This window comes from Myxococcus sp. CA056 (assembly GCF_013336715.1).
In the GTDB taxonomy this organism is placed as follows: Bacteria; Myxococcota; Myxococcia; order Myxococcales; family Myxococcaceae; genus Myxococcus; species Myxococcus llanfairpwllgwyngyllgogerychwyrndrobwllllantysiliogogogochensis.
In genome coordinates this window covers 27054-40276 of sequence record NZ_JABUMT010000010.1, presented here as the reverse complement: position 1 = coordinate 40276, position 13223 = coordinate 27054, and the positions used below count along the sequence as shown (strand labels likewise).

General features: G+C 68.8%; 7 protein-coding genes. 2 read left to right on the top strand and 5 right to left on the bottom strand.

Annotated elements, in window-relative coordinates; all coding sequences use genetic code 11:
• Positions 1–8: 8 nt before the first annotated feature.
• From HUA76_RS31140 to HUA76_RS31120, 5 genes are all read right to left on the bottom strand, one after another.
• Positions 9–506: a YajQ family cyclic di-GMP-binding protein gene (locus HUA76_RS31140; RefSeq protein WP_141646009.1), complete on the bottom strand. Its 498-nt coding sequence runs from the start codon at positions 504–506 to the stop codon at positions 9–11.
• Between the two features lie 24 nt (positions 507–530).
• On the bottom strand, positions 531–2171 hold the full coding sequence (locus tag HUA76_RS31135) for a ribonuclease J (RefSeq protein ID WP_141646010.1): 1641 nt from the start codon (positions 2169–2171) through the stop codon (positions 531–533).
• Between the two features lie 58 nt (positions 2172–2229).
• The gene (locus HUA76_RS31130; protein WP_174462885.1) at positions 2230–2670 is read right to left on the bottom strand and encodes a hypothetical protein; all 441 of its coding nucleotides are present in this window, start codon (positions 2668–2670) and stop codon (positions 2230–2232) included.
• A gap of 144 nt (positions 2671–2814) precedes the next feature.
• On the bottom strand, positions 2815–5616 hold the full coding sequence (locus HUA76_RS31125; protein WP_371823540.1) for a tetratricopeptide repeat protein: 2802 nt from the start codon (positions 5614–5616) through the stop codon (positions 2815–2817).
• 1182 nt (positions 5617–6798) lie between these two features.
• Positions 6799–8013, bottom strand: coding sequence for a polysaccharide deacetylase family protein (locus HUA76_RS31120; RefSeq protein ID WP_174462884.1), 1215 nt, complete (start codon positions 8011–8013; stop codon positions 6799–6801).
• Positions 8014–8236: 223 nt separating this feature from the next.
• Between HUA76_RS31120 and HUA76_RS31115 the strand changes: the two genes are divergently transcribed.
• Together HUA76_RS31115 and HUA76_RS31110 are read left to right on the top strand one after the other, a co-directional pair.
• Positions 8237–8809, top strand: a complete 573-nt coding sequence (locus HUA76_RS31115; RefSeq protein WP_174462883.1) for a hypothetical protein — start codon at positions 8237–8239, stop codon at positions 8807–8809.
• A 313-nt stretch (positions 8810–9122) separates the two neighbouring features.
• Positions 9123–13169, top strand: a complete 4047-nt coding sequence (locus HUA76_RS31110) for a CARDB domain-containing protein (protein ID WP_174462882.1) — start codon at positions 9123–9125, stop codon at positions 13167–13169.
• The last annotated feature ends 54 nt before the right edge of the window (positions 13170–13223 follow it).

Below are 13223 nucleotides of genomic sequence, written 5' to 3'. Positions count from 1 at the left end.
GGGCTTGTTCAATCGCGGAAGTTGGTGAACTGCATGTCCAGCTTCAGTCGGTCCTGCTCCCCACGGAACAGGGCGATGGCGGCCTGGAGGTCATCCCGGTTCTTGCCGGTGACACGCAGCTGGTCGGCCTGGATGGAGCCCTGCACCTTCATCTTCGAATCCTTCAACAGCTTCACCAGCTCCTTGGACTTCTCCACCGGGATGCCCTGCTGGAGCTTGATGACCTGCTTCACGTTGTGCAGCCCCGTCTTCTCGATGTCGCCGTACTCGAGCGCGCGCAGGCTGATGTTCCGCTTGGCCAGCTTCACCAGGAGGACCTCCTTGGCGGCCTGGACGCGCTCCTCGCTGTTGGCCTTCACGGTGATGGCCGTGTGGTCCGGAGCGACGAGGACGTCCGCCTGGGTGCCCTGGAAGTCATAGCGGGTGCTGAGCTCCTTCTTGGTCTGATTGACCGCGTTGTCGAGCTCGGCGAGGTCGATTTTCGAGACGACATCGAACGAGGGCATGGGCAGCAGCGGCCCTTAACATACCTACACCCTGACGACCATGGGCACCACCAGGGGGCGCTTGGAGGTGTACAGCCGGAACGCACGGCGCACCACCCGGGTGAGTTCCTCTCTCACCAGGGCGTCGTCACCTCGGAGCTGGACGGACAGCTCCTCGAAGAGCGTCCGGGCCTCCTGGGCCACCCGGGGGAGGATCACCTGTTCGTCCAGTGACAGCCCCTGGCCGGAGAGTTGCGGGCCACCCAGCAGCTTCTGGGTGTCGCGCTGGAGCACGATGACGGCGGCCACCAGCCCCGTCTCGGACAGGCGCACCCGCTCGTGGAGTGTGTCCGCCGTCACCATGCCCCCTCCGAAGCGGTCCTTGAAGATGCGCCCGGAAGTCACGCTGCCGGTGAAGCGGCCGCGCCCCTCCTCGAAGCCGACGATGTCTCCGTCCTGGGCCAGCAGGCACTGCGCGGGCTCCATCCCCGACTCCCGGGCGGTGGCCAGATGTCGGTGGAGGTGGCGGCCCTCGCCATGGACGGGGATGAAGTGGCGCGGCTTCACCAGCTCCAGCACGCGCTGCTGCTGGGGGCGGCTGGCGTGGCCGGACACGTGGACGCCGGGCTCCACCTGCGCGTAGGCGACGCGCGCGCCGCGCCATTGGAGCTGGTCGATGAGGGCGCCCACGCCGCGCTCGTTGCCGGGGATGGCTCGCGAGCTGAGGACGACCAGGTCACCCGGGCCCAGCTTGAACGGGCCATCACCGGCGGCGAGCTGGGACAGGCCCGCTCGCGGCTCGCCCTGCGCTCCGGTGGTGAGCACCAGCACGCGCTGCTGCGGCAGCTGCGGCACCGTGTCCAGGTGCACGAAGAGCGAGTCGGGCACGTCCAGGTAGCCCAGCTCGCGCGCCATCTCCACGTTGCGCACCATGCTGCGGCCCTGGAGCGCGACCTTGCGGCCCAGTCGCTCGGCGAGGGCCAGCAGGTGCCGCACGCGGTGCAGGTTGGAGGAGAAGAGGGCGACGACGATGCGGCCGGTGGCGTCCTTGAAGAGGCGCTCGAAGGTCTGCTCGACGACGCGCTCGCTGCCGGTCTCCTCCGTCAGCTCGGAGTTGGTGGAGTCCGACAGGAGGCACAGCACGCCTTCCTCGCCCGCCTCACCCCAGCGCTCCAGGTCCGTGCGCAGCCCGTCGATGGGGTCCGGGTCCAGCTTGAAGTCACCCGTGTGGATGAAGGTGCCTTCGGGCGTGCGGATGATGAAGCCCACCGCGTCCGGCACGGTGTGCGTCACGCGACTGGCCTCGACCTTGAACATGGTGCCGACGGCGAAGGGCTCGCGCGGCTCGATTTCGCGCAGGTCCGCCTCGATGCCCAGCTCGCTCAAGCGGTGGCGCGCCATGGCCAGCGTGAAGCGCGTGCCGTAGACGGGGACGTTCACCTCGCCGAGCAGGTAGGGAAGCGCACCCAGGTGGTCCTCGTGGCCGTGGGTGAGCACCACGCCCTTGAGCTGGGCGGCGTTCTGCTTCAGGTGGGTGAAGTCCGGGATGATGATGTCGACACCCGGCATCCCCTCCGAGGGGAACATCAGGCCGGCGTCGATGAGAAGCATCTCCCCGCGACAGGCGATGACCAGGGAGTTGAGGCCGATTTCTCCCAGGCCGCCCAGGGGAATGACTTGAAGCATTGGGAAGAGTCTAAAGACTCCCCCCGTCGCGCGCGTTGGAAAGTTGCGCGGTGACTGGCTAGGTGATGCGGATGGGCAGGCCGCAGCCGCGCACCGCCCCCGTGGGACAGCCGGGGGTGCCGAAGATGTCCGGGCGGTGGAGCCAGGGCTTGATGCGGGTGCCGGTCCAGGGCTCCAGCTTCGTCTTGGGAACCCAGGGCGCCAGGCCCAGCGGGCGGGAGGGCGGTCGGGGCCGGCTGGTGATGCGAATGGGCAGTCCCGAACCCGTTGGCTGAGGCCCGACGAACTTGTCGGCCTGGGGACCGTCCCGTTGGGTGCCCGGCTTGGGAGCCGCCGGCCACTGCTTCAGCAGCGAGGGCTCGCGGAGCAGGCGTCCGAGCAGCTTCAACTGCGGAAAGAGCGCCTTGAAGCTCGCCGTGCGAGCCGAGGCCGCGGACAGGGGAGAGGCTGGACGCGGACCGGTTCTGGCGGCGGACTTCGGCGAAGACTCAATGCGCATGACGCACCCCCGTGCGCGGTACCGACGTGAAAAGGCCCGCACTTGGAGTATCGGCGGATGTGGCGCGAAGGTGCTTCGCTCCGACGTGATGGGGGCGTCCCTGATGAACAGGAGACATGACGCGGAGCGTCCTGTCCTGGGGATTCAGGGGGCCGGGGTGGAGCGCCCGCTCATCCACGTCTTGACGCGCTGGGCCTCGGTGGACCAGCCAGCGGGCTCCGCGCCGTAGAAGCCCAGGGCCTGCTGGGCGAGGGCACGTGCGCGGGAGGCTTCGTGGGTGGGCAGGGCGCGGGCCAGGGCGAAGCGGGTGGCGGCGAGTCCGTCTCCCGGGCCGGGGGTGGCGGTGCGCAGGGCCAACGCGCGCTCCAGGGTGGCGCGAGCCTCGCGCGGCTTGCCCAGGGCGAGCTGGGCGAGTCCGAGCGTGGTGAGCGGCGCGGCCTGGTCGGGATGGCCCTTCTGGAAGGCCTCGTAGGCCTGGGTGCTGCGTTGGGCCAGATCCACGGCGTCGCGGGTGCGGCCCTCGCTCAGGGCGAGCTCCGCCAGCAGGGCCTGGTCCGAGGCGGTCTCCGGATGCGAGGGGCCATGGGTCTCCAGGTCCAGCGCGAGGGCCCGCTCACGCAGCTTCCGCGCTTCGGCGTAGCGACGGAGCGATTCCAATGCGGTGGCGAGATTGTTGAGGGGATAGCTGAGCGTGGCGCTGTTCGCGCCCATCGCCCGCTCCTCCAGGGCGACGGCCTGCTCGAGGAAGGGAATGGCCTCCTCGAAGCGGCGGCTGACCGTCAGATGGTAGCCCACCGCGTTGGCGGCCATCGCCGTCTGGGGATGGTCTGGGCCCATCACTTCCTTCGTCGTCTCCAGCACGCGGCGCAGCAGTCGCGCGGTGTGCTCGGCCTCGGGAGTGCGGGAGAGGGACGCGGCCTGATTGCGCAGGGACTCGAGCGTGAGCAGGTGCACGGCGCCGTGGGCCTGCTCTCGCAGCATGGCGGAGCGGCCGAAGGCCTCGGCGGCCTGTGCGTACTGGCCTCGGAGGAAGGCGTTGCGCGCGAGGCTCGTCTGGAGCAAGGCCTCCAGGTCCGGGGTGCCACCCGCGCGCTCGATGCAGGACTTCGCCTGCGCGATGCTCCACTCCTCCATTGCGGGCGTCTGGGACAGGGTCGTCACCAGTCGCGCGGCGGCGCGTGCGGCCACTTCATCGTGGCGCGTGGCCTGTGCGGTGAGCAGGGCCTCGCGCAGGGCCTTCTGCGCGCGAGGCTCGTCTCCGAGCACCAGTCCGAGCCGGCCTTCCAGCTCCAGGGCCTCCGCGAGCACCGGCCGGTAGTCGAGTGCGCGGGCCTGCCCCAGCGTCGCCTTCAGCTCCTCGTTGGCCTGCTCATATCGGCCGGCGTCGACGAGCGCGGTGGTGCGGTCCAGGCCGGCGCGGATTTTCTCCACGCGCTGGCGCTGCTCGGGAGATTCGGGGAGTCCCAGGCGCAGGGCATCCACGTTCGCGCAGTCGGCGACGGAGGGCAGGCGCTGGGCCGCGTCCAGCGAGGTGGTGAGCGACTCCGCGTCGGTCTGCGCGAGCACGCCGACCACGGCGTCGAGCGTGGAGCGACGGCGCTCCAGGCAGGCCATGCGCAGCGACAGCACGGCGTCCGACTGGTGGCCGTGCACGCGTGTCGCCTCGCAGGCCTCCTGATGCATGCCGGCCCACTCCTGGGCGAAGGCGTCCAGGCTCTGTGCCACGCGGGAGAAGAACTCGGGGGCCTGGGGTTTGTTCGTGGCGGCGAAGGCCCGGCTCACGGTGTCCTTGCGTGAGGTGTCCCAGATGCCGGCCAGTCGAGCCTCGGCGCCCAGACATGGGGCGTGGCGACGGTTGCCCATCCACCAGGTGACGCCCATGAAGCCATAGATGAGGAGGAAGCCGGCGGCCAGGATGCTCCGGCGTCGCCACGCCACGGACGGGTCCTTGCCGAGCTCGGTCAGCAGTGCCTCCATGGACGGGTAGCGCTCGTCAGGCGTGGGCGCGAGGCCTCGGGTGATGGCGCGGAACAGCCAGGCGGGGACGTGGCAGCTGCGTGGGGGTTGGCGCACGCGGTTGGCGAGGGACTCCTGGAGGTAGGCGGTGGCTTGTTTCCCTTCGAAGGGGAGCTGGCCGTAGAGGGCCTCGTAGAGCGAGGCGCAGAAGCTGAACTGGTCGCCGCGTGCGTCGGTGCGGCCGTCCTCGTGTTGCTCGGGCGGCATGTACGCGGGCGTGCCCATGACGAGGCCCGCCTCGGTGAGCGGAGACTCGAGCAGGTCGTCGTCGCGCAGCGCGAGTCGTGAGGGCTTGGTGGCACGCCCTTCCTCCATGGCGTCCAGGTCGGCGGTGTTGCGAGCCAGGCCGAAGTCCGTCACCTGGGCGCGGCCGTCCCGGTTGACGAGCACGTTGGCGGGCTTGAAGTCGCGGTGGACGAGTCCGGCCGCGTGAGCGGCGGCGAGTCCGCGTCCCGCCTGACGGAAGAGGTCGAGCACGTCGCGCCACGAGCGATGTTCGGCGCGCAGCCAGTGGCGCAGGGACAGGCCCTCGACCAGCTCCATGGTGATGAAGACGCGACCGGCGAAGGTGCCCGCGTCGTAGACGGAGACGACGTTGGGGTGGGACAGGCGGGCCATGGCCTGGGCTTCGCGCAACAGGCGAGAGGCGCCGTCGGTGCGGACCACGGTGTTGGCGTCCGGGTGGAGCAGCTTGATGGCTACTCGGCGATGCAGGTCCGGGTCATAGGCGCTGTAGACGACGCCCATGCCGCCGGAGCCCAGCTTGTCGAGGATGTGGTAGCGGCCCACCGAGGCGCGCGATGACGTCTCCGAGGCGTCGCCCTTGCGAGCGGAGTCATTGAAGGGAGGGCTGGACCGCCCTGGTGCGCCTTGCGCGGGTGGAGGGATGCGGACGCTCGAGCCCAGTGGTGGGGCGGGAGGTGGTGCCACCCATGTGCCCGCGCCCGCGGGTGGTAGCGGCGGTGGCGCAATCAAGGTTCCTGGGGCGGCGACAGGAGCGCGCGGGTTCGCCGCGACGGCCGAAGGTGCGGCCTGTGGCGTTGCGTTGCTGGGCGCAGACGAGGATTGCGCGCGCGAACTCGCTCCGATGGAAGACCGGGGAGGAGGAGCGCCTTGTGGGCTCTCGTTCGAGGCCGCCGATGAGGACCTGCCACGAGAGCCCGCCACGACGGATGCAGGAGCAACTGCCTGAGGGCTCGTGCTGGCGGGAGGCTGTGTTGCTGCACCCGATTTTCCCGAGGTGCTGGCGGAGGACTGTGGAGTCGCTGCGCGCCCGCGCGCTCCAGCGGATGTTTGAGGCGGCGGCGTGGAGGTCCTCGAGCCAGCCGAGCCTTGAATCGGTGCCACCACCGTGCCTGCCTCGGAAGGGCGTCGTGGGGGTGGCGCAATCAGTGTCCCCGCATCGGCGGGCAACTGCGGCTCGGATTCGCTCGCAGAGGCCTCATCCGTGAGGAATTGCGGACCATCGCGGTGATGGAATCCCTCGTCAGTCGAAGCCGGGGATGTGAGGCCAAGGCCCGATTCCATCGCGCCGCGCAGGTCGGAGTCCACCAGCGTGCTGGCCCTGTGCGCGGAGGGCGACGGCAAGGCGGGGAGGAGCGGAACGGAGGCCTCGTGTTCGCGGGTCTCCGCGGAGACTCCGGACGCGGGTGAGGGCAGTGGAGCGGGCCTGTCCACTGTTGTGCTGTCATTGGCCACGCGAGCGGCACGAGCGGTCCGGATGGGCTCAGTGGGCAGGTCGAGGTCGGAGACCTCTCCGAGCAGCGCCGCGCGAGGGATGGCCAGGTCCGTGGCCTCATCCTGGGGCGGCGTGACTCGATGAGCGGCGGTGCCGGGCGGTGTCACGCGACCCAGGAGCGCCGCGCACTGGCGGCAGCCCTCCGCATGGCGCCGCAATCGCTGTGCGTCCACGGCGGAGAGCATTCCGGTGGCCAGCGCCCGCGCGGTCTTCTCATCGAAGCAGGACACGACCGGGATGTTCCACCACGCGGCAGGTTCCTGAGAAGGGGGCCTCCTCAAGTGGCCCGGTAGGTTTTGACCTGGGCTTGCAACGATTCAGCCCGAACGTGCCGCGGCGCGGCGGAAAGCCTCTCCGCCACGCCCCGAATCCCTTCACCGGGGGATGAGCGAAATGTCATCCAGGTACACCGCCGCCTGGTCCTCTCCAGAGTCGTCCTGGAAGTACAGGTCGCGCAGCGTGCCCGACGTCGCCCCCATGTCATCGAGCGACAGCGTCACCTTTCTCCACTCGCCCGCGACCAGCGGCCCGCCCAGGGCCGCATCCAGCCGCGCCGTCCCGAGCACGTCCGTGCCGTCATGCAGCAGGACTCTCACCGACTGTCCCCCGGTGGTACCGCCGTGGACCCACAGTTCGATGGATTGGTAACCCGCGATGTCCACGCCCGAGTGATGCAGGAGCACGCCCGCCCACGTGTCCGGCTCGAAGCGGATGGAGGCCGTGCCCGCGTGGACGATGGCCGTCTCGTCCAGCGAATGCTCCGCCCAGCTCCAATCCGCGAAGCCGCTCTCCAGGGCATCGCCGTAGATGGACAGTCCCGCGGACGGCTCCGGCGTGGTGCGGCCCTCCATCAGCGCCAGGCCTTGCGACAGCGTCACGGTGCGCGCGCCGCGCAGGCGGATGTGCTCCAGGATGGCCGTGAAGCTCGACGTCCGGTACTGCGTGTCGCGCGTGGGAGTTCCATCGACGAACTCGTGGAAGACGAGGATGAGCCAGCTCTTCTCCGCGAGCGCCTGGTCAATCCAACCTTGCACCGTGCTCACCGGAATGTTGCGCGCCACGTCGTTGCCCCGCAGCTCGTAGACGATGGTGTCGCGGAAGTTGCGCCCGGCGTTCACCGTGCGGCTGCTGGAGTATTGCTGCCGGATGGCGGCGAGCACGGTGGAGTCATAGCGCCCGTAGGGGATGACGAAGTCGGGCACCGTGGCCAATCCCAGATTGTCCACCAGCCAGTCCCGCGAGTCCCGCAGCTCCGAGAGGAGCTCCGGCGCGGAAAGCGTGGTCAGGTCCGGGTGGGTCAACGTGTGGCTGGCAATGCCGTTGCCTTCGGCGACGAGCGTCTGTACTTGTGCGGTGCTCATGTAGCCACCCCATCCCTGGGCGAGCGCCTGGGTGATGAGGGCGTACGTGGCGGGGATGTTCCTCGCGTTGAGCGCGGGCCGGGCCTTGTCGTACTGCGTGGACCAGCCGTCATCCAGCGTGATGGTGACCATGCCCTGCTCAAAGGGCTGGGCCGCGAACGCGGACGTACGGAACGTCACCACCAACAGTACGACAATGAATCGCAACAGCGGGAACTGCTCAATCATGGACATCCCCCCGCGCCTCATGCGGCGCGGTGCGGGCGATAGCAGAGGTCCGTGATGCCAGGCAACCGAGCAGGCACACACGAGTCGTGTGGCCTGGTGAGCGGCTGTGCCGTGGAGCCAACGGCGGACGCCGCCAGGGATTCGGGCCGGAGGCGGTGGTGTTCGGGATGTGTTCGTAGATACCGCCGCACCCCCGACAGCGTCTTTTGAAAGGACACGTCACATGAAGAAGTTCGCCGCGCTCGTAGGTCTGCTGGGCGTCCTGGGAGTCCTGCCCGCGCATGCCGCCGAGCTCAAGGACGTGTTTGGAAAAGAAGTCCCTATCGGAAAGGGGCGGCCTACCGTGGTGCTGTATGCCAACAAGGGCACCCGGGATGAGCTGCGAGAGCACGCCTACCAGTTCGTCTACGACGTGCGAGCGGTCAAACCCATCGTCGTGGTCCGCGTGGACCTGCGGGACGTCCCCGGCCTCTTCAAGGGCATGGCGAAGGGGGAGATTCGCAAGAGCCACGCGGAGTCGCTCGGCCTCATGCGCGACCTCTTCCAGCGGCACGGCGAGTCGCCGCCCCCCGAACTCGACTCCTCACTCTTCATGGTCGCCGACAGCAAGGGAGAACCGCACCAGTCGGTGGGGCTGAAGAAGGGCTTCAAGACGGTCTACGCGCAGGTGCTGGACCCCGCGGGTCAGGAACTGGCGCGCGGTCCCTTCCCCCAAAGCGCGGGCACGCTTGGCAGGGCCGTGGCCACCTCGCCCACCTCGCCCGCGCCCGCACGGCTGGCAGGCGTGGTTCGCTGACACGCTGAAGCCCTCGTGGATTCGATACACGACACATTTGGAAACATTCAGGTGTCGACTTCGCCCCGTTTGTTTCATGAAACCTCAAGCTCCGAGAGAAGGTTGGGTTTGACGGAGTCTTTTCGGACTTCATGAGGCTTCCCTGGGAGTAATACCTCCCAGGCACTTCCGGCACTTTCAGTCTTCCTGCTACGCACTTACAGCGCGTGCCTGGAGCATGAAGCGGCGTCCGCCGCGTCGCTCCGCAGGCCAAGCAACGGGAGACTTCATGAAGAGGCTGGAGTGGAGCGCGACCGCCACGAGGTGGCTGGTCATGGGTTTGTTTGTCGGTGTGAGCGCGGGATGTTCGGGCGGAGAGCCTGCCCAGGAGCAGCCCACACTGGAGACGGCGTCGAGCCCCCTGAACCCCGGGCCTGACCTGGTGGTGACGGGAGTCCGAGGCCCCGCGAGCGTCTTCGCGGCTGACTCGTTCACCACGACGGTGACGGTCTGCAACCAGGGCACGACATACGCGAACCGAGGCTCCACGGTGGCGGTGTTGCTGTCCCTGGACAACGTGCTCTCCCCTCTGACGACCACGCCTCCTCCGGCGGACCAGTCCCTGGTGGGGCAGGAGACGCTCCATGAGACGCTGGAGGCGGGCCAGTGCGCGGACGTCCGAGTGACGGGCACGTCCTGGTTGCCTCCGGCGGCGCAGGGCGATGGTGCCTACTTTCTGGGCGCCATCGTCGACACGAATCAGTCCGTGGCGGAGGTCAACGAGAACAACAACGCGAATGCGCAGACGCGCATCGGCGTGGGCAACCGGCCGGACCTCGTCATCACCGAGCTGTCGAGCCCTCCCAGCGTGCCGCAAGGCGGGTATTTCACCGTGGCGGTGACGGTGTGCAACCAGGGCACCGCGAGCGTCCCCTCGGTCCGCACCCAGCTCTTCCTGTCGACCGACAACGTGCTGACGCCGACCGGCCCGGGTGCTCCCGCCATGGACCAGTCGCCGATCGGTGAAGTGCAAACCCAGATGCCGCTGAACGCGGGCGCATGTGTCCGTCGCAGCGTCTCTGTCTGGGCATCGCTGCCTCCCGCGGGACAGGGTGACGGGGCGTACTACCTGGGCGCCATCGTCGATGACCCGGCGTCGGTGCAGGAGCTGCGCGAGGACAACAACGCCTACGCGAAGGAGCGCATCGGCGTGGGCAACAAGCCCGACCTCATCATCACCGAGCTGCGCGGGCCCGCCAGCGTGTTGGACAACCAGGGCTTCGACGTCCAGGTGCGGGTATGCAACCAGGGGACGACCTATGCCCCGGGGCATTCGGCGCGACTCTTCTTGTCGACGGACGACGTGCTGACGCCGACCGGCCCGGGTGCTCCCGCCATGGACCAGTCGCCTGTGGGCTCGGTGCAGCTCCCCCTGTTGAACCCGGGGCAGTGTGTGACGCGCACCGTGGCCGCCCAGGCATGGCTGCCTCCCGCGGGGCAGGGCGCGGGCGCCTACTTCCTGGGAGCCATCGTGGATGACCCGTCCTCCGTGCAGGAGCTTCGCGAGGACAACAACAGCTACGCGAAGGAGCGCATCGGCGTGGGCAGTCGGCCGGACCTCGTGGTCACCGCGATGACGTCGCAGGCGAGCATGAACACGGGGCAGGCCACCGCCGTCAGCGTGACGGTGTGCAACCAGGGCACGACGATGAGCAACTCGTCGTGGACCAACCTGTACCTCTCGCTCGATGCGGTGCTGACGCCCATGAACCCCATGGGCCCTCCCGCGAATGACCAGTCGCCGCTGGGCGGACTCCAGATTCCGTCGCTGAATCCCGGGCAGTGCGTGACGCGCGGCGACAGCTTCTGGCCCTCGCTTCCGCCGATTCCCACGAATGCCACCGCGTTCTACCTGGCCGCCATCGTGGACGAGTCCGGCTTCGTGCAGGAGCTGCGCGAGGACAACAACATCTTCGTGAACGGCCTCGTGGGCCTGGGCAACCGCCCGGACCTCGTCGTCACCGAGCTGAGCGTGCCGCCGACCCTTTCGCCCGGCCAGTCCTTCACCGCCACGGCGACGGTGTGCAACCAGGGCACCCTCTCCAGCAACGCGACGCAGGCGCAGCTCTACCTGTCGATGGACACGTCGCTGACGCCGATGATGGTCGGTCCAGGGGGCTCGCCTCCGACGGACCAGGCGCCGTTGGGAATGGTCAGCGTGCCCCCGCTGAGCGCGGGGCAGTGCGCGACGCGCAGCACGTCTGCCTGGGTGAACTACCCCATGGATGGGCAAGGCGAAGGGGCCTACTACGTGGGGGCCATCGTGGACGAGCAGGGCTCCGTGCTGGAGCTGCGTGAGGACAACAATGCCTTCGTGAAGGGCCTCGTCGGCGTGGGCAACCGAGCGGACCTCGTCATCACCGCGATGACCGGACCGGCGAGCATCACCTCCGGCCAGAACTTCACGGCGACGGTGACGTTCTGCAACCAGGGCCTCCAGTCCAGCCCCTCGACGCAGGCGCAGCTCTACCTGTCGACGGACACGTCGCTGACGCCGCTGTCGTCTGGCCCTGGCGGTCCTCCGTCGGACCAGATGCCGCTGGGCTCCCTGTCCGTGCCCTCGCTGAACGCAGGGGTGTGCCTGACGCGGAGCGGCTCATTCTATGGAAGCCCGCCGCCGGACGGGGCGGGGGACGGCGCCTACTACCTGGGGGCCATCGTCGATGACCCGAGCTCCGTGCAGGAGTTGCGCGAGGACAACAACGCCTTCGTGAAGGGGCTCATCGGCGTGGGCAACCGGCCGGACCTCGTCGTCACCGGGCTGAACGTGCCGCAGGCCCTCCAGAATGGTCAGTCCTTCACCGCCGCGGTGACGGTGTGCAACCAGGGCACGCAGGCGAGCATGTCGACGCAGGCGCAAATCTACGTGTCGATGGACACCGTGTTGACCCCGATGCCGTACGGGCCCGGTGGCTCCCCTGCGACGGACCAGTCGCCGGTGGGAGGTGTCTCCGTGCCGTCGCTGAATCCGGGACAGTGCGCGACGCGCTCGACGACGGGCTGGGCCGGGCTGCCGCCGGACGCGCAGGGCGATGGGGCGTACTACCTGGGAGTCCTCGTCGATGACCCGTCCTCGGTGCAGGAGCTTCGCGAGGACAACAACAGCTTCGTGAAGGGCCCCATCGGCATTGGCAATCGGCCGGACCTGGTCATCACCGCGATGACCGCGCCCACGAGCGCGTCCATCAACCAGCCGTTCACCCTCGGCGTGACGGTATGCAACCGGGGAACGGTGCCCAGCAACTCGACGGCGGCTCGCCTCTTCCTGTCGATGGACGCCGCGCTGACGTCGATGTCGCCACCCGGCTCTCCCGCCGCGGACCAGTCCGAGGTCGCGAACGTGAGCATCCCCTCGCTGGCGGTGGGGCAGTGCGCCACGCGCTCCGCGAGCGCGACCGCGTGGCTGCCGCCAGATGCGCAGGGTGACGGTGCGTACTACGTGGGAGCCCTCGTCGATGACCCGTCCTCGGTGCAGGAGCTGCGCGAGGACAACAACACCTTCGTGAAGGGGCTCATCGGCGTGGGCAGTCGCTCGGACCTGGTCATCACCGCGATGACCTCGCCCACGAGTGTGACTCAGGGGCAGGCCTTCACCGCGACGGTGACGGTGTGCAACCAGGGCACCCAGTCCAGCACCTCCACGAGCACGCAACTGGTCCTGTCGCTGGATGACGCACTGTCCCTGTCGGTGTCGCCGCCCGCGTTGGACCAGATGGTGATTGGCTCGGTGGACGTGCCAGCCCTGCTCGCGGCCCAGTGCGTGACGCGCAGCGCGAGCGTCAACGCCTATGCGCCCCCGGCTGGTGAGGGCACTGCCTTTTACCTGGGCGCGCTCGTGGACTCGAGCGGCGGAGTGCAGGAGTTGCGCGAGGACAACAACACCTTCGTGAAGGGCCTTATCGGCGTGGGGACGAGGCCGGACCTCGTCATCACGTCGCTGACGGGGCCTGTCTCCATCCTCGTGGGCAACACCCTCACCTCGACGGTGCGGGTCTGCAACCAGGGCACGCAGGCGAGCAGCCCTGGCTGGGTGTCGCTCTACCTGTCCGTCGATACGAGCCTCGCTCCGGAGCCTTCCATGCCGGGGCCGGGGAGCAGCGCCAACATGGACCAGCGTGAGCTGGGGGGCACGAATGTCATCGCCCTGAACCCGGGCGACTGCATCACCCAGAGTCTGAACGTGACGGCCCACCTGCCGCAGGACGCGATGGGGCAGGGTGGCTCCTACTTCCTGGGCGCCTACGCGGACCCGTACCAGTCACAGCCGGAGCTGCGCGAGGACAACAACTCCCGGACCATCGCGCTCCAGGTCACCTTGTAGCTCGCTGACAGTCATTGGAGGGGACGGGGCGGGATGGCCCGTCCCCTCGCTTCT